20 protein-coding genes are annotated in these 23,232 nt (G+C 71.6%); 13 read left to right on the top strand and 7 right to left on the bottom strand.

All coding sequences use genetic code 11. The features are described 5' to 3' along the window. Positions 1–67 precede the first annotated feature (67 nt). Positions 68–925 carry a M15 family metallopeptidase gene (locus HN031_RS08235; RefSeq protein WP_367650700.1) on the bottom strand — a complete coding sequence of 286 codons (858 nt, stop codon included), beginning with the start codon at positions 923–925 and terminating at the stop codon, positions 68–70. 4 nt (positions 926–929) lie between these two features. Continuing rightward, positions 930–2,705, bottom strand: coding sequence for a HAMP domain-containing sensor histidine kinase (locus HN031_RS22270; RefSeq protein ID WP_172268736.1), 1,776 nt, complete (start codon positions 2,703–2,705; stop codon positions 930–932). A 118-nt stretch (positions 2,706–2,823) separates the two neighbouring features. Between HN031_RS22270 and HN031_RS08225 the strand changes: the two genes are divergently transcribed. Together HN031_RS08225 and thpR are read left to right on the top strand one after the other, a co-directional pair. Then, positions 2,824–3,969, top strand: a complete 1,146-nt coding sequence (locus HN031_RS08225; RefSeq protein WP_172268733.1) for an acyl-CoA dehydrogenase family protein — start codon at positions 2,824–2,826, stop codon at positions 3,967–3,969. A gap of 14 nt (positions 3,970–3,983) precedes the next feature. Then, complete coding sequence (gene thpR, locus HN031_RS08220; protein WP_172268730.1) at positions 3,984–4,547, top strand: RNA 2',3'-cyclic phosphodiesterase; 564 nt, start codon at positions 3,984–3,986, stop codon at positions 4,545–4,547. Between the two features lie 21 nt (positions 4,548–4,568). Here thpR and HN031_RS08215 read toward each other — a convergent pair whose 3' ends face one another. Continuing rightward, positions 4,569–5,582 (bottom strand): LacI family DNA-binding transcriptional regulator, encoded by a 1,014-nt coding sequence (locus HN031_RS08215; RefSeq protein ID WP_172268727.1) that lies wholly within the window; start codon positions 5,580–5,582, stop codon positions 4,569–4,571. A 126-nt stretch (positions 5,583–5,708) separates the two neighbouring features. Between HN031_RS08215 and HN031_RS08210 the strand changes: the two genes are divergently transcribed. The 3 genes from HN031_RS08210 (at position 5,709) to HN031_RS08200 (ending at position 9,026) form a co-directional block, all read left to right on the top strand. Beyond that, complete coding sequence (locus HN031_RS08210; protein ID WP_172268724.1) at positions 5,709–7,016, top strand: extracellular solute-binding protein; 1,308 nt, start codon at positions 5,709–5,711, stop codon at positions 7,014–7,016. 142 nt (positions 7,017–7,158) lie between these two features. Beyond that, positions 7,159–8,106 (top strand): carbohydrate ABC transporter permease, encoded by a 948-nt coding sequence (locus HN031_RS08205; RefSeq protein ID WP_216652086.1) that lies wholly within the window; start codon positions 7,159–7,161, stop codon positions 8,104–8,106. Then, a complete protein-coding gene (locus HN031_RS08200) occupies positions 8,106–9,026 on the top strand; it encodes a sugar ABC transporter permease (RefSeq protein ID WP_172268721.1) in 921 nt (306 codons plus the stop codon). The genes HN031_RS08205 and HN031_RS08200 overlap by 1 nt, the downstream gene beginning before the upstream one ends. A 26-nt stretch (positions 9,027–9,052) precedes the next feature. Here the strand turns inward: HN031_RS08200 and pntB are convergent, their stop codons facing one another. From pntB to HN031_RS08185, 3 genes are all read right to left on the bottom strand, one after another. Then, positions 9,053–10,492 (bottom strand): Re/Si-specific NAD(P)(+) transhydrogenase subunit beta, encoded by a 1,440-nt coding sequence (pntB, locus tag HN031_RS08195; RefSeq protein WP_367650699.1) that lies wholly within the window; start codon positions 10,490–10,492, stop codon positions 9,053–9,055. Between the two features lies 1 nt (position 10,493). Further along, entirely contained in the window at positions 10,494–12,023 is a 1,530-nt protein-coding gene (locus HN031_RS08190; protein ID WP_172268718.1) for a Re/Si-specific NAD(P)(+) transhydrogenase subunit alpha, read from the bottom strand. A gap of 100 nt (positions 12,024–12,123) precedes the next feature. Next, positions 12,124–12,702, bottom strand: a complete 579-nt coding sequence (locus tag HN031_RS08185; protein ID WP_172268715.1) for a nucleotidyltransferase family protein — start codon at positions 12,700–12,702, stop codon at positions 12,124–12,126. Here HN031_RS08185 and HN031_RS08180 point away from each other — a divergent pair. Next, positions 12,696–13,313 (top strand): endonuclease/exonuclease/phosphatase family protein, encoded by a 618-nt coding sequence (locus tag HN031_RS08180; protein WP_367650698.1) that lies wholly within the window; start codon positions 12,696–12,698, stop codon positions 13,311–13,313. The genes HN031_RS08185 and HN031_RS08180 overlap by 7 nt on opposite strands. A gap of 10 nt (positions 13,314–13,323) precedes the next feature. On the opposite strand, the gene HN031_RS08175 is transcribed toward HN031_RS08180, so the two are convergent. Further along, positions 13,324–14,337 carry a LacI family DNA-binding transcriptional regulator gene (locus tag HN031_RS08175; protein ID WP_367650697.1) on the bottom strand — a complete coding sequence of 338 codons (1,014 nt, stop codon included), beginning with the start codon at positions 14,335–14,337 and terminating at the stop codon, positions 13,324–13,326. Positions 14,338–14,624: 287 nt separating this feature from the next. On the opposite strand from HN031_RS08175, the gene HN031_RS08170 reads away from it, so the two are divergent. From HN031_RS08170 to HN031_RS08140, 7 genes are all read left to right on the top strand, one after another. After that, on the top strand, positions 14,625–16,142 hold the full coding sequence (locus HN031_RS08170) for a sugar ABC transporter ATP-binding protein (RefSeq protein WP_172268709.1): 1,518 nt from the start codon (positions 14,625–14,627) through the stop codon (positions 16,140–16,142). Beyond that, the gene (locus tag HN031_RS08165) at positions 16,139–17,224 is read left to right on the top strand and encodes an ABC transporter permease (RefSeq protein WP_172268706.1); all 1,086 of its coding nucleotides are present in this window, start codon (positions 16,139–16,141) and stop codon (positions 17,222–17,224) included. The genes HN031_RS08170 and HN031_RS08165 overlap by 4 nt, the downstream gene beginning before the upstream one ends. Then, positions 17,221–18,330 carry an ABC transporter permease gene (locus HN031_RS08160; protein ID WP_172268703.1) on the top strand — a complete coding sequence of 370 codons (1,110 nt, stop codon included), beginning with the start codon at positions 17,221–17,223 and terminating at the stop codon, positions 18,328–18,330. Before HN031_RS08165 ends, HN031_RS08160 begins: the two co-directional genes overlap by 4 nt. Continuing rightward, positions 18,327–19,370: a rhamnose ABC transporter substrate-binding protein gene (gene rhaS, locus HN031_RS08155; RefSeq protein ID WP_172268700.1), complete on the top strand. Its 1,044-nt coding sequence runs from the start codon at positions 18,327–18,329 to the stop codon at positions 19,368–19,370. The genes HN031_RS08160 and rhaS overlap by 4 nt, the downstream gene beginning before the upstream one ends. A gap of 169 nt (positions 19,371–19,539) precedes the next feature. Further along, complete coding sequence (locus HN031_RS08150) at positions 19,540–19,965, top strand: L-rhamnose mutarotase (protein ID WP_172268697.1); 426 nt, start codon at positions 19,540–19,542, stop codon at positions 19,963–19,965. Next, positions 19,965–21,143, top strand: coding sequence for an L-rhamnose isomerase (gene rhaI / locus HN031_RS08145; RefSeq protein ID WP_172268694.1), 1,179 nt, complete (start codon positions 19,965–19,967; stop codon positions 21,141–21,143). The genes HN031_RS08150 and rhaI overlap by 1 nt, the downstream gene beginning before the upstream one ends. Positions 21,144–21,175: 32 nt before the next feature. Further along, positions 21,176–23,218, top strand: coding sequence for a bifunctional aldolase/short-chain dehydrogenase (locus HN031_RS08140; protein WP_172268691.1), 2,043 nt, complete (start codon positions 21,176–21,178; stop codon positions 23,216–23,218). Positions 23,219–23,232: the final 14 nt, after the last annotated feature.

The following is a 23,232-nucleotide window of genomic DNA, read 5'->3' as shown; positions in this document are numbered from 1 at the left end:
TCGCAGCACCCGTCGCCGCGGTGGGCGAGCGGTCGCCCCGACGCCACCGGGAGCCGGCAGAGGTGCCCTAGCGGCCGTTCTGGCTGAAGTGCATGTAGTCCTTCGACCAGCGCCACGCGCCGCCCCACTCCCACCCGATCCGCGCGAACGCGCGCACCACCGGGCCGTCGGCGGTGACCATCCCCGACCGCACCCGGCGGCGGTCGAGGTAGGAGGAGGCGAGCTCGGGCAGCACGACCTCGCCCTTGGCGTAGGGGTTCTGGAAGGAGTTGAGGTCGAGCGCGAGGCCGTAGGCGTGCTGGGAGAAGTACGTCGCCCCGGTCGAGGGCCGGCAGACGAACGCGCCCGTGCCGTTGCCGTCGCCGGTGCTCGGGGCGTCCGGGTCGTAGGACCGGACGATGCCGACCTGCTCCTGCGGGAAGCGCACGCGGTAGAGCGCGCGGAAGACCTGCACGACGTCGGCGGCCACCGAGGCGTGCACCAGCAGCTCGCCGGTGTGCCGGCGGCCGTCGAAGCCCCAGAACGCGAGCCGCAGCCAGGCCAGGTCGCTCGCCGCCACGGGGCACCCCGGCTTCCACGTCGAGCGCCGGACGACGTGGGCCGGCGCCGGCGAGACCACCCTGCTCGCGAACCCCGAGCCCGGCAGCATGCGGACGTCGTCGGGCAGCGTCCAGCGGCGCTCGCGCATCACCGGCGGGGTCGGACGGACCTCGCCGTAGCCGGTCGCCGGGTCCTCGGGCAGCACGCGGGTGCCGAGCCACGCCGGCGGCACGCTGCCGGGGCCGGTGGCCGGTGCGGGCTGGGTCCCGTCGGTGCTGGGCTGGACCGCGACTGGGGCGGCCGCCGGCTCGACCGGGGCCACGGGCAGCGCGGTGACCGCGAGCACGGCCTGGACCAGCGCGGCGACGAGGGCATCGGGGAGCACCCGCTCAACGTACGCCGACGGGTCCCGCGAGCGGCAGCGTCACGGTGAACGTCGTGCCGGCGCCGAGCACGGACTCGACCTCGACCGTGCCGTCGTGGCGGTCGGCCACCCGCTCGGTGATCGCCAGGCCCAGACCGGTGCCCGGACGCCGGCGCGCGTCGGGGCTCGCCGAGCGGAAGAAGGGCGTGAAGACGTGCGCGAGCTCGGCGGCGTCGATGCCGATGCCCGTGTCCGAGCAGGTGAGCCGGACGACGTCGCGCCCCTGCTGGGTGTCGGGCGCCAGGGTGACCGTCACGCTGCCACCGGGTCCGGTGTACTTCACCGCGTTGGACAGCAGGTTGGTGACCAGCCGGTGCAGGCCCTTCTCCTCGCCCGTCACGACCAGGTCGTCGACGACGGTCGTGCGCAGCTCCACCCCGGCCCGCTCGGCCGTGGACGCCATGAAGTCGCAGACCTCGTCCACCAAGGCCGAGAAGTCCACCGGGACCGGCTCGGTCGCACGCGTCGGGTCGCTGGCCGCGGCGAGCGCCAGGAGGTCCTCGATCATGTCCTCGATCCGGCGGGTGGCGCGGTCCATCGCCGCCATCGACTCACGCATCGGGCCGAAGACCATGCCCAGCTGGCCGAGCATCTCGATGTGGGTCCACAGCACGCTCACGGGGTTGCGGAGCTCGTGCGCCAGGGTGTTGACCATGTCGCGGCGGTAGTCGCTGATGGCGCGCAGCTCGGCGTTGAGCGTGCGCTCGCGCTCCATCAGCCGGGCGTCGAGGACGACCTGCGCGAGGTCGCTGGCCACCGCGGCGGCGGCGTTGATCTCGGAGTCGATCCAGCGGGCGCCGCCCACCGTGCGACCCAGGCCCATCGTCCCGAGGTACTCCTCCCCCATCCCGATGGGCACCAGCAGCCAGGAGCCCAGCCCGCGCCGCTCCATGAGCCGCCGCATCACCTCGGGCGTCGGGATCGCGTCGTCGGCAACGCCCCACGCCAGCGCCGGCTCCAGCACGACGTGACCGCCCCGCAGCCAGACCTCGCGCATGTCGGCCTCCAGCGACGCCGTGTGCGGCTCGAGCTCCGGCGCGCCCGCGCCCGCCAGCAGGACGTCGACGCTGTCGAGCGCCATGACGGCGACCATGGCGTCGGCCATCTCGGCCAGGAGGTCGTCGACCCCCAGGCCGGGCCGGATGCTCTGGATCGCGGTGCGGGCCTGCGTGACCATGCGGACCTGCTCGCCGTAGAGCTCGCGCTCGACGATGCTGACGACGGCCTCGTACATCACCTCGACCTCGGCGTTGATGGCGTCGACCACCTCGGCCGTCGGACGCAGCCCGGACAGCGGCTCGTCGAGGTAGAGGGTCGCCCGCAGGTCGCCGTCCTCGTTCTGCAGCAGCCGCACCAGCCGGTCCTCGGCGCGCCAGCCGTCCGGCGCGTCGGACGGGGGCAGGTCGGGGGTGTGGCCGTACTGCGCCATCCAGGCCCGGGTCTCCTCGTCAACCCGCTCCTCCGGCACGTGGACCCAGCCGCCGATGTGCGTGCCGAACGCGATGATCTTGTCCAGCGCCAGCGGCGCGGCACGTCCCAGCAGCTGGTCCCGCGCGTCGTCGTCGCCCGCGATCGCGACGAACTCGAGGTTGCCGTCCGAGCGGAGGACCTCGATGGCCGCCACCCGGTGCCGCGAGCGCCGGGCGACGTCCTCGGCGATGGCATGCAGGACCGCGCGTTGGGCCTCGTTGCCCCACGCCTGTCCTCGCGGGCGCACGTACGCCCCGCCGTCATTGCTCACCGATGCTCCCGCGCCGACAACGAGTCAGCCGGGGTGACGTTACGCGGGTGGCCGGTCGTGCGGGATCGATCTTCAGGATGACTCGTCGCCCAGGTGACCCGCGGGTAACATAGCGGCCATGAAGCGTGACATCTACGACGAGGACCACGAGGCCTTCCGCGCCTCGGTCAAGCAGTTCCTGGACCGCGAGGTGGTCCCGCACCTCGAGACGTACGCCGAGGGCCACGGGCTCGACCGCGACTTCTGGCTCTCCGCCGGCAAGCAGGGCTTCCTCGGCCTGGAGATCCCCGAGGAGTACGGCGGCTCCGAGGCCGGCGACTACCGCTTCAACGCCGTGCTCACCGAGGAGCTGGCGAAGGTCAACATGACCCTGCCGAGCTGCCTCGGCATCCACGCCGACATCACCGTGCCCTACCTCGTGCACCTGACCGACGACGCCCAGAAAACGCGCTGGCTGCCGGCCGCCGCGACCGGCGAGCTGGTCACGGCGATCGGGATGACGGAGCCGGGCGGCGGCTCCGACCTCGCCAACCTCCGCACCACGGCGGTCCGCGACGGCGACGACTGGATCATCAACGGCTCCAAGACCTTCATCACCAACGGCGGCTCGGCCGACCTCGTGCTCGTCGCGGCCCGCACCAGCCCGGAGAAGAAGGCCAAGGGCATCTCGCTCTTCGCCGTCGACACCACCCTCGACGGCTTCAGCGTCGGCCGGGTGCTCGACAAGGTGGGCCAGGACGAGTCCGACACCGCCGAGCTCGCCTTCGACAACGTGCGGGTCAGCAACGACGACCTGGTCGGCCCGCTCGACACCGGGTTCATCTCGATGATGCAGTTCCTCCCGCAGGAGCGCCTCGGCTCGGCCATCACCAACCTGGCCCACGCCAAGCAGATCCTCGAGGAGACGGTCCAGTACGCCAAGGACCGCCAGGCCTTCGGCCAGCCGATCGGCGCCTTCCAGAACACCCAGTTCCTGCTCGCCGACCTCGTCACCCGCGTCGACGTGACCCAGGCCTTCGTCGACCAATGCGTCGTCGCGCACACGAGAAAGGAGCTCACGCCCGTCGACGCGGCGAAGGCGAAGTGGTGGACCTCCCAGGTCCAGAACGACGTCCTCGACCACTGCGTGCAGGTGCACGGCGGCTACGGCTACATGAACGAGTACCGCGTGGCCCGCGCCTGGCGCGACGCCCGCGTCACCAAGATCTGGGCCGGGTCCAACGAGATCATGAAGATGCTGATCGGGCGCGACCTGGGGCTGTGAGGGGCGGAGCGGCGATGCGCATGTTCGTGGCGGTGCAGTCGCCTGCCGAGGCCGTCGAGCACCTCGACGAGTTCCTGTCCCCGCGCCGCGAGGCCGCGGCGTTCCGCTGGTCCGACCCCGAGCAGTGGCACCTCACCCTGGCGTTCTCGGAGTCGGTCCCCGAGCGGGGCCTCGACGAGCTCGGCGAGCGAATGGCGCAGGTCGCCGCCAGGCGGCCCGCCTTCGACCTGCGGGTGGCCGGGGGCGGCGCCTTCCCGGACCCCGACCGGGCGCGGGTCCTCTTCGCCCGGCTCGCCGTCGACGACGACGCGGCGAGCGCCCTCGAGGCGCTCGCCTCGGGCTGCCGCGCGGCGATGTCGGGTGCGGGAGCGCGCGTCGACGGCCAGCGCTTCCGCCCGCACCTCACCCTGGGTCGGCTCGGCCGGCCGGACAACGTCACGTCGTGGGTGCGCCTGCTCGACGCGTACGACGGCCCGGCCTGGCACGTCGACGAGCTGGCCCTGGTGGCCTCGCACCTCGGCGAGGGCCGGCGCCGGCGCCCGCGGCACGAGGTCGTGGAGACGTACGCCCTCGCCTGACGCGACGACCGACGTCAGGCGTCAGGCCGGGGCGGGGCCGGTCGAGCTCCTCAGCACCAGCTCGGGGGCGAAGAGGTACTCCCGCGAGGCGACGGGGTCGCCGCCGATCGCGTCCGCGAGGGCGGCCACGGCGGTGCCGCCCATCTGGGCGACCGGCTGCCGCACGGTGGTGAGCGGCGGGTCGAGGAAGGCCACCAGCGGCGAGTCGTCGAAGCCGACGACGGACACGTCGCCGGGCACGTCGAGGCCGGCGGCGCGGGCCGCCCGGATGGCGCCGATGGCCATCATGTCGGAGCCGCAGACGATCGCGGTCGCACCCTGCTCGAGGAGCTGCTGCGTGGCGGCGGCACCGCCCTCGACCGAGAAGATCGTCTCCGCGATCCAGCCCCTCGCCTCCGCCTCGCCGGTGCCGAAGTGGCGCCCGAGGGCGGCGACGAAGCCCTCGTGCTTGCGCGCCGACGGCATGAAGCGCGCCGGGCCGATGGCCAGGCCGATGCGCCGGTGGCCGACGTCGGCGAGGTGCGCGACGGCGATGTCCATCGCCACGCGGTCGTCGGCCGACAGGAAGGGCGCGTCGAGGCCGTCGACGAAGCCGTTGATGAACACGACGGGCAGCTGGCGCTCGAGCAGCGCCTGGTAGCGCTCGTGGTCGGCCCGGGTGTCGGCGTGCTTGCCGGAGACGAAGATGATGCCGGCGACGCCGTGGTCGAGCAGCGACTCGACGTACTCGTCCTCCGACAGGCTGCCCGGGGACTGGGTGCAGAGCACCGGCGTGAACCGGCGGCGCGCGAGCGCGTCCTCGATCACCTGCGCGAAGGCCGGGAAGATCGGGTTCTCGAGCTCGGGGACGACCAGGCCCACGAGGCCGGCGCTGCGCTGGCGCAGGTGCGTCGGGCGCTCGTAGCCCAGCACGTCGAGGGCGGTGATCACCGACTGGCGGGTGCCCTCGCTGACCCCCGGCTTGGAGTTGAGCACCCGGCTGACGGTGGCTTCGCTGACACCGGCTTCGACGGCGATCTGCGCGAGGGTGGCCATGCCGGAATGAAAGCACCGTTGCAGCAGCCCTGCAAGGTCTTTCATTTCTTGCACACTTCTTGCTAGCCTCCGGTGACCGTCATCACAGCGCCCTCCCCCCGGGCGCGGACATCTGGGAGAAATTCGATGCGTCGACTCAAGGCCGGCTCCGCCGGGATCGCCGTCGCCGCCCTCGCCCTCACGCTTGCGGCGTGCGGCAGCGACGGCGGGGACTCCGACAGCAACAACGACAGCGAGGCGGACAGCGGCTCGACCGAGCTCTCCGCCGAGCTCACCTGGTGGGACACCTCCGACCCCGACAACGAGGCCCCGGCGTACGACGAGCTGATCGCCAAGTTCAACGAGGAGTACCCCGACATCACGATCGACCACCAGATCGTGCCGTTCGACCAGACGCAGAACAAGTTCAAGACCGCGGCCGAGGCCGACTCGGGCGCGCCCGACATCCTGCGCGCCGAGGTCGCCTGGACCCCGGAGTTCGCCTCCCTGGGCTACCTCTACGCCCTCGACGGCACCGCCGCCCTGGAGAACAACTTCCTGGAGACCCCCCTCTCGAGCAACGAGTTCGACGGCAAGACCTACGGCGTCCCGCAGGTCACCGACACCCTCGGCCTCATGTACAACAAGGAGCTCTTCGAGAAGGCCGGCCTCGACCCCGAGGCCCCGCCGACCACGTGGGACGAAGTCCGCGAGGCCGCCGCGGCGCTCAAGAGCGAGGCCGGCGTCGACGGCATCTACCTCAACTCCGGCGGCTACTTCCTCCTGCCGTTCATGTACGGCGAGGGCGCCGACATCGTCGACACCGAGTCGCAGACGATCACCGTCAACAGCCCCGAGGCCGTCACGGGCATCGAGACCGCGCAGAGCCTCGTCGAGGACGGCTCGGCCGTGAAGCCGACCGCCAACGACCCCTACGGCACGATGATGACGCTGTTCAAGGAGCAGAAGGTCGGCATGATCATCAACGGTCCCTGGGAGGTCGCCGGCATCTCCGACGACCCGAAGTTCGGCGGCATCGAGAACCTCGGCGTGGCGCCCGTCCCCGCCGGCGGCGCCGGCCAGGGCGCCCCGGTCGGCGGCCACAACTACGTCGTCTACTCCGGCATGGACGACCAGAAGGCGGAGGCCGCCGCGGCCTTCATCGCCTTCATGAGCTCCGCGGAGTCCGAGGCCTTCATCGCCGACGAGCTAGGCCTGCTGCCCGGCAACGCCGACTCGTACGACATGGTCTCCAACGAGCGCGTCGCCCTGTGGGCCGACGCCATGGAGGTCGCCCAGCCGCGGCCGTGGATCCCCGAGGGCGGCCAGTTCTTCGCCGCGCTCGACACCATGGCCACCGAGGTGCTCATCCAGGACAAGCCCGTCCAGGGTGCGCTCGACAAGGCAGCCGACACCTACAAGAGCGACGTCGTCCCCGACTACTCGCTCCAGTGACGCAGCGCTGACCCTGCTCGACCCGCTGCACCCCGCCGGACCCCGCTGACCGCGGGGGCCGGGCCACGCCGGCCCGGCCCCCGCGGCAGCCCGGTCCCTGCATGGCCCCGCACCTCTCCGACACCCCCAAGGACGACCTCGGATGCGCAAGAGCTTCGACCGGCACTGGTACGCGTGGGCGATGGTGCTGCCCACCGTCATCGTGCTCGGTGTCCTCGTCTTCTACCCGCTCGTCCAGGGCGTGTGGCAGTCGTTCACCAACCTCAACGAGTCCAACCAGCGCGAGGAGATCTGCACGAAGGTCCTCGGCGGCGCCGAGACGTGCGAGCCCAACCCCGACGGGGCGCGCTTCGTCGGCCTCGAGAACTACGTCGACGTCCTCACCGGTCAGCAGGGCCACTTCTGGCTCCAGCTCTCCAACACCCTGGTGTGGACGATCGCCTGTGTCGTCCTGCACTACGGCATCGGGCTGACCCTCGCCGTGATGCTCAACCGCAACTTCCGCGGCCGCGGCTTCTACCGGGTCGCCCTCATCCTGCCGTGGGCCGTGCCGTCGTTCGTCGCGGCCTTCGCGTGGCGCTTCATCTTCGACGAGCGCTTCGGGATCATCAACGGCGTCCTCCGGGCGGTCGGCCTCGACCCGGTGGCGTGGTTCGAGCAGCGCTGGACGTCGCTGTTCACCGCGATCGTCGCCAACGTCTGGCTCGGCGTGCCGTTCATGATGGTCGCGCTGCTCGGCGGCCTCCAGTCGATCAACGGCGACCTCTACGAGGCGGCCGAGATGGACGGGGCCACCCCGTGGCAGCGCTTCGTCAACATCACGCTGCCGGGGCTGCGCCCGGTCAGCTCGACGGTGATCCTGCTCGGCACGATCTGGACCTTCAACATGTTCCCGATCATCTACTTCGTCACCCGCGGGCAGCCGGCGGGTTCGACCGAGATCCTCGTGACCGGCGCCTACCGGGCGGCCTTCGAGGGCATCCGTGACTACTCGCTCGCTGCGACCTACGGCGTGCTGATCCTCTCGATCCTCGTCGTCTACGCCAGCGTCTACAAGCGGATGCTCGCCAAGCAGGGAGAGGTGTTCTGATGACCGGCATGTCCGCCATGCCCCCGGCCGCCGTGGCCGCCGACCCGGTGGAGTCCGTCGCCACCACCCGGACGCGCAGTCCTCGGCGCCGCAGCGAGCGCTCGGTGCTCGCCAGCGTCGGGCTGCACGCCACGCTCATCGTGGCGACGTTCTGCGCGCTGTTCCCGATCCTGTGGGTGGTGCTGAGCTCGATCAAGCCGCCCAGCGAGATCCGCCGCACCGAGATCCAGCTGTTCTCCAGCCCCACCCTCGACAACTACCGGCGCCTGCTCACCAGCACCGACTTCCCGGTCTGGTTCCTCAACTCGGTGATCGTCGCGGCCTTCACCATGGTCATCGGCATCGCGATGTCCGCCACGGCCGGCTACGCGCTGAGCCGGTTCAACTTCCCGGGCAAGCGCGGGCTGATGTGGGTGTTCCTGCTGACCCAGATGTTCCCCGTCGCGATCCTCATCGTCCCGATCTACACGATCATGGCCAACCTCGGGCTCATCGACACCAAGCCGTCGCTGGTCATCGCCTACCTCACCGTGGCGGTGCCGTTCTGCGCCTGGATGCTGCGCGGCTACTTCGACACGATCCCGCGCGAGCTCGACGAGGCGGCGGCCCTCGACGGCCTGGGTCCGTTCGGCACCTTCTGGCGGGTCGTCCTCCCCCTGGCCCGGCCGGGCCTCGCGGTCACGGCGTTCTACACGTTCCTCACCGCGTGGGGCGAGGTGGCGTACGCCATCGCGTTCATGCAGGGCAGCGACCACTACACGCTCGGCGCCGGCCTGCAGACGTTCGTGCCGCAGTTCAGCCCCCGCTGGGACCTGCTCACCGCGGGCGCGGTGCTCATCACCGTCCCGGCCGCGATCGTGTTCTTCTTCGCCCAGAAGCACCTGGTGGCGGGGCTGACCGCCGGAGGCACCAAGGGCTGACCGGAGCGTACGCGCCGCCGCTCCGGTCAGCCGAGGGCGGCGACGATCTCGCTGACCCGGTCCTTGGCGTCACCGAACAGCATCTGGGTGTTGTCCTTGAAGAACAGCGGGTTCTGCACCCCCGCGTAGCCGGTGGCCATCGACCGCTTGAAGACCACCACGTCCCGGGCGTTCCACACCTCGAGCACCGGCATGCCGGCGATGGGTGAGCCCGGCTCCTCGAGGGCGGCGGGGTTGACGGTGTCGTTGGCGCCGATCACCAGCACGACGTCCGTGGCGGGCAGGTCGTCGTTGATCTCGTCCATCTCGAGCACGATGTCGTAGGGGACCTTGGCCTCGGCGAGCAGGACGTTCATGTGGCCGGGCAGGCGTCCCGCGACGGGGTGGATGCCGAAGCGGACGTCGACCCCCTTCTCGCGGAGCTTGCGGGTCATCTCGGCGACGGGGTACTGCGCCTGGGCGACCGCCATGCCGTAGCCCGGCGTGATGACGACCGACGACGCGTCGGCGAGGAGGGCGGCGACCTCGTCGGCCTGGATCTCGCGGTGCTCGCCGTAGTCGCGGTCCTCGCCGCTGCTCGCACCGTCGGAGCCGAAGCCGCCGGCGATGACGCTGATGAACGAGCGGTTCATCGCCTTGCACATGATGTAGCTGAGGATCGCACCCGAGGAGCCGACCAGGGCGCCGGTGATGATCAGCAGGTCGTTGCCGAGCATGAAGCCGGCCGCGGCCGCCGCCCAGCCGGAGTAGCTGTTGAGCATCGACACGACGACCGGCATGTCGCCGCCGCCGATGGCCGCCACGAGGTGGAAGCCGAGGAACAGGGCCAGGGCCGTCATCAGCAGCAGCGGCACCAGGCCCAGCTCGAGCTCGCCGTCGAGGGCGACGAACCAGACCATCAGCAGGACCGAGACCACGATCACGGCCAGGTTGAGCAGGTGGCGCCGGGGCAGGGTGAGCGGCGAGGACGACATCCGCCCGCTGAGCTTGGCCCACGCGACGATCGAGCCGGTCAACGTCACCGCACCGATGAACACCCCGATGAAGACCTCGACGTCGTGCGCGGCGTCGCCGAACCCATCGAGCTCGAGGTAGGAGTTGATGCCGACCAGCACCGCGGCGAGGCCGACGAAGCTGTGCAGCATCGCGACCAGCTCCGGCATCCCGGTCATCTCGACCGTGCGCGCCCGCCAGGCACCGACGGCGGCGCCGGCGCCCATCATGACGAGGACGAGCAGCAGGGTGACGGCGAAGCTGCGCTCGCCGAGGAGCTCGGCCTTCTGGGCGGCGAGCAGCAGGGTGGCGACGAGCGCCAGCCCCATGCCGGCCATGCCGGCGAGGTTGCCGAGCTTGGCCGTCTCGTGGCGCGAGAGGCCGGCGAGCGCGCCGATGAAGAGCAGGCCGGCGATGACGTAGGCCCCGGTGACCAGCCCGTAGAGGTTGTCCGAGGTCAGGAAGTCGCTCACGTCAGTCCTTCCTGAACATCTCGAGCATGCGCAGCGTCACGAGGAAGCCACCGAAGATGTTGATGCTCGCGACGAAGACCGCGACGAGCGCGAGCAGCATCACCGCGACGTTGTCGCTGCCCACCTGGAGGATGCCGCCGACCAGGATGATCCCCGAGATGGCGTTGGTCTCGGCCATGAGCGGCGTGTGCAGCGCGTGCGAGACGTTGGAGATGACGTAGTAGCCGACGACGACGGCCAGCGCGAAGACGGTGAAGTGGCCGAGGAAGCTGGCCGGCGCCAGCGACGCGAGCACCGCGAACGCGACCGCGCCCAGCCCGGCGGCGTACCACTTCCGCCTCGGGTCGACCGGCGTCGGTGGGGGTGCCGCGGCGGCGGCCGGCAGCACCTGCGTGGTGGTGGCGGCGGAGACCTGGACGGGCGGCGGCGGCCACATGACGGCGCCGTCGCGGGTGACCGCGATGCCGCGCTGGACCACGTCGTCCATGTCGAGGACGAGCCGGCCGTCCTTCTCGGGCGTGAGCAGCTTGAGGAGGTTGACGACGTTGGTGCCGTAGAGCTGGCTGGTCTGCGCGGCGAGCCGCCCTGCGAGGTCGGTGTAGCCGAGCACGGTGACGCCGTTCGCGGTGACGACGCGCTGGTCGGGGACCGTCGCGGCGACGTTGCCACCGTTGGCCGCGGCCATGTCGACGACCACCGACCCGGGCCGCATCGCGGCGACGGTCTCGGCGGTGACGAGCTGCGGCGCGGGGCGGCCCGGGATGAGCGCGGTGGTGATGACGATGTCGGCGGCGCGCGCCTCCTCGTCGTACATCGCGGCCGTCGCGGCCTCCTGCTCGGCGGTCATCTCCTTGGCGTAGCCGTCGGTCGAGACCTCCTGCTCCATCTCGACGGTCACGAAGTCCGCGCCCATCGACCGGACCTGCTCGGCCACCTCGGGGCGTACGTCGAAGGCGCGCACGACCGCGCCCAGCGACCCCGCCGCGCCGATGGCGGCGAGTCCGGCGACGCCGGCGCCGACGACGAAGACGCGCGCGGGGGGCACCTTGCCGGCCGCGGTGACCTGGCCCGTGAAGAGCCGGCCGAACTCGTGGGCCGCCTCGATGACGGCGCGGTAGCCGGCGACGTTGGCCATCGAGGACAGCACGTCCATCGACTGGGCCCGCGAGATGCGGGGCACGGCGTCCATCGCCAGCGCGGTGACGCCCGCGGCGGCGAGCCGCTCGACCAGCTCGGGGCTGCGGGCCGGCGCCATGAGGCTGATGACCGTCGCGCCCGGGCGCAGCCGGGCGACCTCGTCGTCGGCCGGCGCGTTGACCTTCACCACGACGTCGCTCGCCCAGACCTCCTCGCCCGTGCCGAGGCGCACGCCCGCGTCGGCGTACGTCGCGTCCGGCTGGTCCGCCGCCGCACCGGCGCCCTGCTCGACCACCACGTCGTAGCCGAGGGCGGCGAGCTGCGCGGCCGTCTTCGCCGTGGCGGCGACGAGCGTCTCGCCGGGTCGTGACTCGCGTGGGATGCCGATGCGCACTGCGTTGCCTCCTGGGTGGGGGCCCGGGTCGGGTCGGGACCTGGGCGGCGTGCGGGCCGGGGCACAAGGTACCGAACCGGACGCCCGTGTCACCCGTGTCTCAGGCCGGGGCAGGCGGCTCGACCACGTCCAGGCGCTCGAGCAGGAACAGCAGCGCGGCGGCGAACGGGCTCTGCGCGGTCTCCTCGCGCACGCGGGCGAAGTCGACCTGCTCGCGCAGGGCACGGACGACCGGGATCATCGGGCCGAGGTCGCAGGTGTGCTCGTCGAGGGCCAGCATCTTCTGCACCACCACCTCCGTGGCCGACAGCACCGGCATCTGCACCGAGAGCACCTCGAGCTCGTCGGCGTCCTCGACGAGCGACCGCGGGGCCGGCCCGCCCGAGTGGCGGTGGATGAGGTCGACCATCGCACCGTCGGTGTAGGCCTTGAACAGCCAGTCCTCCGGCGGCTGCACGACCTCGACCCCTCGCTCCTCGAGCGCCTCCGCGGCCTGCGCGGCGTCCTCGGCGGCCACGAGGAAGTCGACGTCGTGGACCGACTCCGGCCCGCCGCGCGCCCACACGGCATAGCCGCCGGTCAGCGCGAACAGCACGCCCGCCTCCTTCAGGACGACGGCGACGCGCTTGAGCGCCTCGCGCAGCGCCTCCTGCGACTCGGGCTCGGCGGAGCGTGGCATCCGAGGCGGACCTGACCGCACTCGCCGCCGAGGCGATGGGCGCTCAGGAGCACCGCTTCGTCGCGGCGCTCTCGGGGGTGCCCGGCGCGACGTGGATGGTCGCCGACGGCAACGAGCAGCCGGACAGCGCGGCGTACGGCATCGCCCTGCTGTCGCGCTGCCCGGTGCGGGCCTGGCGCACCGTCCGGCTCGCGCCCGTCCCGGTGCGGGTGCCGATGTGGTTCACGGGCTCACGCCGGCCCGAGCTGGTGCGCGACGAGCCGCGGGTGGCGGTCGCGGCCACCATCGAGGGTCCGCACGGCCTCATGACGGTCGTCGACGTCCACCTCACCTTCGTGGAGTGGTGGAACGGCCGACAGCTGGCGCGGGTCCGTGACTCGCTGGCCACCGCCGACCGACCGCTCGTGCTGATGGGCGACCTCAACATGGAGCCCGACCGCGCCGTGCGCATCACCGGCATGCGGCCGCTGGTCTCCGAGCTGACCTTCCCCGCCGACGCCCCGCGGAGCCAGCTCGACCACGTGCTGCTGGACGGCGAGCTGCCGCCCGCGACCGGGCGGGCGGTCGAGCTGTCGCTCTCCGACCACCGCGCCCTCGTGGTCGACCTCTAGCCCGTCCTCCTCAGCCGAGGGTCGAGCGGCGCGCCACCAGCTCCGGGGTGAACACCACCTGCTGGTGCAGGTGCGCGGGGTTGTCGGCCTCGTCCAGCACCAGCTCCGCGGCCCGCTGACCGAGCTCCTGGCGGGGCTGCCGCACGGAGGTCAGCGGCACGGCGGCGGCGCTGGCGTACTCGATGTCGTCGTAGCCCACGATGGCGAGGTCGCCGGGGACGGCGAAGCCGGAGGTGCTCAGCTGCTGGAGCAGCCCCAGCGCGAGCAGGTCGTTGGCGCAGAAGGCGGCCGTCGGGCGGCGGCGCCGGGCCACGCCCATCACCCGCTCGCCGGCCGAGCGGCCCTCGACGACCGTCAGCCCGCTGGTGGGGACGACCGCGAGCTGGTCGTCGGGCAGGCCGGCCTCGGCCCAGGCGCGGCGGGCGCCGGCGAGCCGGTCGCGGACCTGGCCGATCGTGTCCGGGCCGCCGATGAACGCGACGCGGGTGTGGCCGCGCTCGATGAGGTGCTCGACGGCCAGCCGGCCCCCGAGCTCGTCGTCGACGGCCACGGAGCAGAACGCGTCGTCGCTGCGGGTGCGGTCGACGATGACGAGCGGCGTGCCGTTGCGGCGTACGTCGTCGAGGACCGCCGCCTGCGGGTCGACCGGCGTCACGAGGATCCCCTGCACCCGCTGCTCGACGAGGTGGGCGAGGTAGTCGCCCTCGCGGGACGCGCGGTTGTCGGAGTGGCAGAGGAAGAGGGACAGCCCGGCGGTCTCCGCGGCCCGCTCCGCGCCCTCGGCCACGTCGGTGAAGAAGGGGTTGCGGGCGTCGAGCAGGACGTAGGCGAGCGTGCGGCTGCGGCCGGCGCGCAGCTGGCGCGCCGACTCGTTGCGCACGAATCCGAGGTCGTGCATCGCCTGCTCGACCTTGGCGCGGGTCTGCGGCGAGACGCGGTCGGGCCGGTTGAGCACGTTGCTGACGGTGCCGAGGGAGACGCCCGCGCGCGCGGCGACGTCCTTGACCGAGGAGGCCCTGACCACCCGCCGCACCCCCTCCCGTGCCGATCGCGCGCACGTGCTGCCGCCGCCGTTGAAACGATGTGGACCGGAGCGTACGCCACCGGAGGACGTCATGGTGCGTGGTCGCTCCGCCGGCCGCCGCCCATGACGTACGACGACGACGTCCTGGCGAGCGGTCGCCGCGATGACCGCCCGCCATGACGTCCGGCGCGGCCGGACGAGCTGTCCGAAAAACACCGGGAGCGACTCTTGACACCTGTGACGACCCTCACTTACGTTTCGTTGAAACCTTTCAACCGAGGAGCTCCATGTCCGCCAGGAACACCGCCGCACCGGTGCTCGTGCTGCGCGAGGTGACCAAGTCGTTCGGCCCCGTGGTCGCGCTCCGGTCCGGCAGCCTCAGCGTCGACGCCGGCTCGATCCACGCCCTCATCGGCGAGAACGGCGCCGGCAAGTCCACGCTCGTGAAGGTCGTCGCCGGGGTGCACCGCCGCGACGCGGGCGTCTTCGAGCTCGGCGGCGAGGCGGTCGACTTCTCCTCGACCGCCGAGTCCAAGCAGGCCGGCGTCGCGGTGATCTACCAGGAGCCGACGCTCTTCCCCGACCTCTCGGTGACCGAGAACATCTTCATGGGCCGCCAGCTCCTGGCCCGCGGCCGGCGCATCGACCGCGCGGCGATGTACGCGGAGGCCGAGCGGCTCTTCACCCGGCTCGGCGTGCGGATCGACCCGCGCCGCCCCGCCGAGGGCCTGTCCATCGCCGACCAGCAGATCATCGAGATCGCCAAGGCCATCTCCCTCGACGCCCGCCTCCTCGTCATGGACGAGCCGACCGCGGCGCTCAGCGGCGTCGAGGTCGAGCGGCTCTTCTCCGTCGCGCGCAGCCTGCGCGACGAGGGCCGCGCGCTGGTGTTCATCTCCCACCGCTTCGACGAGGTCTTCGAGCTCGCCGACACCGTGACGGTCATGCGCGACGGCGCCTACATCGACACCCGTCGCACCGACGAGACCTCCCCCTCGGAGCTGGTGTCCCTCATGGTCGGACGCGACGTCGACGACCTCTTCCCCAAGGTCGCCGCCACGATCGGCGAGCCGGTGCTCACGGTCCGCGGCCTCAACCGGGCCGGCGTCTTCCACGACATCGACCTCGAGGTGCGCGCCGGCGAGATCGTCGGGCTCGCGGGCCTCGTCGGCGCCGGTCGCAGCGAGGTGGCCCGGGCGGTCTTCGGCGTCGACCCCTACGACTCCGGCTCCGTGTCGGTGGCCGGCCGCGACGTCCGCGCGCACGACCCGCGCGCGGCCATCCGCGCCGGCATGGCCTTCATCCCCGAGGACCGCCGCAAGCAGGGCCTGGTCATCGACTCCTCCGTCAGCCGCAACGTCGCCGGCGTGATCCGGCGCGGCATCGCGAAGGCGGGCCTGCTCACCGCGTCGATGGAGAACCGCGCCGCCGGCCCCTGGGCCGCCCGGCTCGAGGTGAAGACCAGCGCGCTCGACATGAACGCCGCGACGATGAGCGGCGGCAACCAGCAGAAGGTCGTCATCGCCAAGTGGCTGGCCACCAACCCCCGGCTGCTGATCATCGACGAGCCCACCCGCGGCATCGACGTCGGCACCAAGGCCGAGGTCCACCGGCTGCTCTCCGAGCTGGCCGGGCAGGGCCTCGGGATCCTGATGATCTCCTCCGAGCTGCCCGAGGTGCTCGGCATGGCCGACCGCGTGCTGGTCCTGTGCGAGGGCCGGATCACCGCCGAGCTCGACCGTGCCGACGCCACCCCCGAGGCCGTGATGCACGCGGCCACCCACCACCTGGAGACGACCCGATGAGCCACACCGACGTCGAGCGCCCGGACGCGGGGTCGAGCGAGGTCTCCGCCGGCGAGGCGCTGCTTGTGGAGCCCAGCCGGCTCTCCCCGACCCGCCGCGCGCTCACCACCGTGCTCCGCTCGCGCGAGCTCTCGATCTTCCTCGTCCTGGTCGCGGTGGTCGTGCTCGCCACCTCGAAGAACAACAGCTTCCTCTTCAGCGCCGACGGCTGGCGCAACTTCCTGCTCAACCCCTCGATCCTGCTGCTGCTCGCGGTCGGCCAGGCCGTCGTCATCATCACCCGCAACGTCGACCTGTCGGTCGGCTCGGTGATGGCGCTGACCGCCTACCTCACCGGTCGCCTCTTCATCGACCAGCCCGGCATCCCCGTGGTCGCGGTGATCGCCGCCTGCCTCGCGCTGGGCGCCGTGCTCGGGCTCGTCAACGGCGTGCTCGTCGCCTACGGCAACGTACCCGCGCTCGTCATCACGCTCGGAACGCTCTACATCTACCGCGGGATCATGCTGACCTGGGCCGGCAGCGACCGGATCAACGCCGGCGACCTGCCGTCGGGCTTCCTGTCGCTCGGCACCCAGACGTTCCTCACCATCCCGCTTCTCACCATCGTCGCGGTCGTCGTGCTCGCCGCCGTCGGCTACTACCTCCACACCGCGCGCGGCGGACGCGAGCTCTACGCCATCGGCTCCGACCCCGACGCCGCAGTCCTCTACGGCTTGTCCGTACGCCGCCGCCTCCTCGCCGCGTTCGTCCTCAGCGGTGCGCTGGCGGGCCTGGCCGGCGCGCTCTACACCGCCCGCTACGGCACGGTCAGCTCCAACGTGGGCCTCGGCATCGAGCTGCAGGCCGTCGCCGCGGCCGTCATCGGCGGCATCGCGATCTTCGGCGGCAGCGGCACCGTGTGGGGCGCAGCCATCGGCGCCTTCCTGCTCGTCACCATCAACCGGGCCCTGCCCAGCCTCGGCATCGAGGACTTCTGGCAGCGCGCCGTCGTCGGCGTCCTGATCCTCGGCGCGATCGTGCTCGACCGGGTCCTCGCCACCAGACAGGCCCGCCGGCTCGCCGAATCGAGGGACCACGCATGAGCACCTCCACCAGCACCGGCGCCGGCACCGCCGCCCCCGCCCGCACGTACGACGCGTACTCCGCGCCGCTGTGGCAGCGCCTGCTCCTCACCCGCGAGACCGCCGTGATCGCGCTCACCGCGGCGGTGATCCTCTACTCGATCGCCAACGTGCCCAACTTCGACGGGCCGCTGACCCTCAAGTTCCTGCTGCAGGACATCGCTCCGATCCTGCTGATCGCCCTGCCGATGACGCTGGTGATCATCACCGGCGAGATCGACCTGTCCGTGGCCAGCATCATGGGGCTGAGCAGCGTGCTGCTCGGCGTCCTGCACGAGAACGGCATGTCGGTCCCGGCGGCCGCGATGCTCGCGCTGCTCGCCGGCCTGGCCTGCGGCGCCCTCAACGGCTTCCTCATCGCCTACGTCGGACTGCCCTCGCTCGCGGTCACGATCGGGACGCTCGCGCTGTTCCGCGGCATCGCGGTCGGGCTGCTCGGCACCAAGGCCATCACCGACTTCACCGAGACGTGGACCGACCTCGCCACCGACACCATCGGCGAGACCCAGGTCCCGCTGGTGATGATCCCCTTCGCGGTGCTCGCGGTCGGCTTCGTCGTCCTGCTGCACTTCTCGACGTTCGGCCGCGGCGTCTACGACATCGGCCTCAACGACGAGGCCGCCCACTTCACCGGCGTCGACGTCGCCCGCACCAAGCTGGTGCTCTTCGTCCTCTCGGGCGTCGTGTCCGCGCTGGCGGGCATCTACTTCACCCTGCGCTTCGGCTCGGCCCGCGGCGACAACGCGACCGGCTACGAGCTCCAGGTGATCGCCGCCGTCCTGCTCGGTGGGGTCTCGATCTTCGGCGGCCGCGGCCGGCTGCACGGCGTGCTCGCCGGCGTCGTGCTGATCGGCGTCATCTCCAGCGCGCTGCGCCTGGAGAGCGTGACGGTCAACGTCACCAACATCATCGTCGGCCTGCTCCTCGTGGCCTCGGTGATCCTCCCCAACGTCCTTGCCGCGACCTCCTCGAGGTTCTCGCGCAAGCCGGCGGCTCCCCCGGAGCCGCGCCCCCACCAGGACGCGGCACCCGCCGGCGTCGGAACCACGAAAGGCAGTGACTCATGAAGCTCCACACGAAGCGCCCGACCGCGCTGGCCGCGCTCCTGCTCACCGCGACCTTCGCCTTCGCCGGCTGCGGTGGCGACGACAGCGGTGACGGCGGCGGGTCCGGGAGCGAGGGCGGCGGCGACCTCAGCCTGACCATGCTCCCGAAGAACCTCGGCAACCCCTACTTCGACACCAGCACCGCCGGCGCGGAGAAGGCCGCCGAGGAGCTCGGTGCCGACATGGAGGAGGTCGGTCCCGAGACCGCCAGCCCCGACGCCCAGGTCTCCTACATCAACACCGTCGCGCAGCAGGGCCAGGACGCCCTGATCCTCTCCGCCAACGACCCCGAGGCCCTCTGCGACGCCATCGAGGAGGCGCGCAGCGCCGACGTCAAGGTCGTCACCTTCGACGCCGACACCAACCCCGAGTGCCGCGACCTGTTCGTCAACCAGGCCACCGCCGAGGGCATCGCCGCCAAGCAGCTCGAGCTCATCTCCGAGCAGATCGGCGGCGAGGGCGAGATCGCGATCCTCTCGGCCAGCGCCAACGCGACCAACCAGAACGCGTGGATCGAGATGATGGAGACCGAGCTCGCGGACAACCCCGACTACGCGGACATCGAGCTGGTCGACACCGTCTACGGCGACGACGAGGACCAGAAGTCCTTCGACCAGACCGAGGCGCTCCTGCAGAACCACCCCGACCTCAAGGGCATCATCTCCCCGACCACCGTCGGCATCGCCGCCGCCGCCCGCTACCTGTCGGACTCCGACGCCAAGGGCAAGGTCGCGCTGACCGGTCTCGGCACCCCCAACCAGATGCGGGAGTACGTCGAGAACGGCACCGTCGAGTCGTTCGCCCTGTGGAACCCCGAGGACCTCGGCTTCCTGGCGGCGTACGCCGCGGCGGCCCTGGCCAACGGTGACATCACCGGCGAGGAGGGCGACACCTTCGAGGCCGGCGAGCTCGGCGAGTTCGAGGTCGGCGCCGACGGCGTCGTCCTGCTGGGCGAGCCGTTCACCTTCGACGCGGACAACATCGGCGACTTCGACTTCTGATCGGCGGGCCCGAGCTCGCAAGGGCCCGAACAGCCGATCAGGTTGAGGAGGGTCGCGCAGACCCGCACGTAGTGAGGGGCTGCGCGACCCGTCTCGACACCAGATCACGTCGGGTGACCGGCCCTCGGCCCTCCTCGACCAGCGATCCACCACCAGAAAGGAGACCGCGATGCACCGCGTCTGCTTCACCCTGCAGGTCCGCCGGGACCGGATGGAGGAGTACGCCGAGCGCCACGCCGCGGTGTGGCCCGAGATGCTCCGCGCGCTCCACGACACCGGCTGGCACGACTACTCCCTCTTCCTGCGCGACGACGGCCTGCTCGTGGGCTACCTCGAGACGCCCGACCTGGCAGCCGCGCAGGAGGGCATGGCCCGCACCGACGTCAACGCGCGGTGGCAGGCCGAGATGGCCGAATTCTTCGAGGACCTCGACCTCCCACCCGACCAGGGCTTCTGGCAGCTGACCGAGGTGTTCCACCTCGAGGACCAGCTCGCAGACCTGCCCCCGGACACCACCCCGGCCAGCTCTCCGGCAACGCCCGCAGGCACCCCTGCACCCACCGACGCTCCCACCCAGACAGCTCAGGACCAGTGATGACCACCTTCTCCGACATCAGCGACCGGCTCGGCGACCTCGCTATCGAGGTGCCGTCCTGGGCCTACGGAAACTCCGGCACCCGCTTCAAGGTCTTCGGCACCCCCGGCACCCCCCGCACCGTGGAGGAGAAGGTCGCCGACGCCGCCGCCGTGCACCGCTTCACCGGCCTCGCCCCGACGGTCGCGCTCCACATCCCGTGGGACGTGGTCGACGACTTCGGCACGCTGTCGGCGTACGCGAAGGAGCAGGGCGTCGCCCTCGGCACGATCAACTCCAACACCTTCCAGGACGACGACTACAAGCTCGGGGCGCTCACCCACACCGACCCGCGGGTGCGGCAAAAGGCCATCGACCACCACCTCGCGTGCATCGACGTGATGAACCGGACCGGCTCGCGCGACCTGAAGATCTGGCTCGCCGAGGGCACCAACTACCCCGGCCAGGGCGACATGCGCGCCCGCCAGGACCGGCTCGCCGAGGGCCTGCGCACGATCTACGACCAGCTCTCCGAGGATCAGCGGCTCGTGCTCGAGTACAAGTTCTTCGAGCCGGCGTTCTACCACACGGACGTCCCGGACTGGGGCACGTCGTACGTCCACGTCGCCGCCCTCGGCGACCGCGCGAAGGTGTGCCTCGACACCGGCCACCACGCCCCGGGCACCAACATCGAGTTCATCGTCGCCCAGCTGCTGCGGCTCGGGAAGCTCGGCTCGTTCGACTTCAACAGCCGCTTCTACGCCGACGACGACCTGATCGTCGGTGCCGCCGACCCGTTCCAGCTCTTCCGCATCATGGTCGAGGTCATCCGCGGCGGCGGCTTCGGCCACCAGGCCGACGGCACCCCCAACGACGTCGCGCTGATGCTCGACCAGTGCCACAACATCGAGGACAAGATCCCCGGGCAGATCCGCTCGGTGCTCAACGTCCAGGAGATGACGGCCCGCGCCCTCCTCCTCGACACCGACGCGCTCGACGAGGCGCGCAGCGCCGGTGACGTGCTGCTCGCCAACGAGGTGTTCATGGACGCCTTCTACACGGACGTGCGCCGCGACCTGGCTGCCTGGCGCGAGGAGCGCGGCCTGCCGGGCGACCCGATGCGCGCCTACCTCGACTCCGGCTACCAGCAGCAGATCGAGGCGGACCGCGTCGGCGGCTCGCAGGCCGGCTGGAACTGACACCCCCCTACGAATGTCGAAGGAACACGACCGTGACTGACACCAACCCCACCGTCGCCGAGCTCGTCGAGCGCTCGAACCGGCTGGGCGCCGACCCCCGCAACACCAACTACGCCGGCGGCAACACCTCGGCCAAGGGCACCGAGACCGACCCGGTCACCGGCGAGGACGTCGAGCTGCTCTGGGTCAAGGGCTCCGGCGGCGACCTCGGCACCCTGGCCGCGTCGGGCCTCGCGGTCCTGCGGCTGGACCGGATGCGCGCCCTCGTCGACGTCTACCCCGGCGTGGACCGCGAGGACGACATGGTCGCGGCCTTCGACTACTGCCTGCACGGCAAGGGCGGTGCCGCACCGTCGATCGACACCGCGATGCACGGCCTCGTCGACGCCGCGCACGTCGACCACCTGCACCCCGACTCCGGCATCGCGATCGCCACGGCCGCCGACGGCGAGGAGCTCACCCGCACGATCTTCGGCGACGAGGTCGTCTGGGTGCCGTGGCGCCGGCCCGGCTTCCAGCTCGGGCTCGACATCGCCGAGATCAAGGAGAAGAACCCGCAGGCGCGCGGGTGCATCCTCGGCGGGCACGGCATCACCGCCTGGGGCGACACCTCCGAGGAGGCCGAGGCCAACAGCCTCTGGATCATCGACGTCGCCTCCACCTACATCGCCGAGCACTCGAAGGCGGAGCCGTTCGGCCCCGCGCTCGAGGGGTACGCCGCCCTGCCGGAGGACGAGCGCCGCGCCAGGGCCGCAGCCCTCGCGCCCACGATCCGCGGCATCGCCTCGGCCGACCGCCCCATGGTCGGCCACTTCACCGACTCCGACGTCGTCCTGGACTTCCTCGCCCACGCCGAGCACCCCCGCCTCGGCGAGCTCGGCACGTCGTGCCCGGACCACTTCCTCCGCACGAAGGTGAAGCCGCTCGTCCTCGACCTGCCTGCGTCGGCCTCGGTCGAGGACAGCATCGCCCGCCTGCAGGAGCTCGCGGTCTCCTACCGCGAGGACTACCAGGGCTACTACGACCGCCACGCGACCCCCGAGAGCCCGGCGATCCGCGGCAAGGACCCGCTCGTCGTGCTGGTCCCGGGCGTCGGGATGTTCAGCTACGGCAAGGACAAGCAGACCGCCCGCGTCGCCGGTGAGTTCTACGTCAACGCGATCAACGTCATGCGCGGCGCCGAGGGCATCTCGACGTACGCCCCCATCGACGAGTCGGAGAAGTTCCGGATCGAGTACTGGGCGCTCGAGGAGGCCAAGCTCCAGCGGATGCCGAAGCCCAAGCCGCTCGCCACGCGGGTCGCGCTGGTCACCGGCGCGGCGTCGGGCATCGGCCTGGCCACCGCGAAGAAGCTGGCGGGCGAGGGCGCGTGCGTCGTCATCGCCGACCTGTCGCTGGAGAAGGCAGCGGCCGCCGCCGCGGAGATCGGCTCGGGTGACGTCGCCGTCGGCGTGCAGGTCGACGTGTCGGACGCCCCGGCCGTGCAGGCCGCGCTCGACGCGACCGTGCTGGCCTTCGGCGGCGTCGACCTCGTGGTCAACAACGCCGGCCTCTCGCTGTCGCGCTCGCTGCTGGAGACGACCGAGCAGGACTGGGACCTCCAGCACGACGTGATGGCGAAGGGCTCGTTCCTGGTCTCGCGCGCCGCCGCCAAGGCCATGATCGAGCAGGGCATGGGCGGCGACATCGTCTACATCTCTTCGAAGAACTCGATCTTCGCCGGACCCAACAACGTGGCATATGGCGCCGCCAAGGCCGACCAGGCCCACCAGGTGCGGCTGCTCGCGGCCGAGCTCGGCGAGCACGGCATCAAGGTCAACGGCGTCAACCCGGACGGCGTCGTCCAGGGCTCGGGGATCTTCGCCGGCGGGTGGGGCGCCTCGCGCGCCGCCGTCTACGGGGTGGAGGAGAAGGACCTCGGCAAGTTCTACGCCCAGCGCACGCTGCTCAAGCGCGAGGTGCTGCCGGAGAACATCGCCAACGCCGTCTACGTGCTCTGCTCGGACGAGCTCAGCCACACCACCGGCCTGCACGTCCCCGTCGACGCCGGCGTCGCCGCGGCGTTCCTCCGCTGACCGGGACGGGAGGA

Origin of the sequence: Nocardioides sp. zg-1308 (assembly GCF_013155375.1) — a bacterium.
Taxonomy (GTDB): Bacteria; Actinomycetota; Actinomycetes; order Propionibacteriales; family Nocardioidaceae; genus Nocardioides; species Nocardioides renjunii.
The sequence above is the reverse complement of the archived record's forward strand: the minus strand, read 5'-3'. Positions and strand labels throughout refer to the sequence as shown.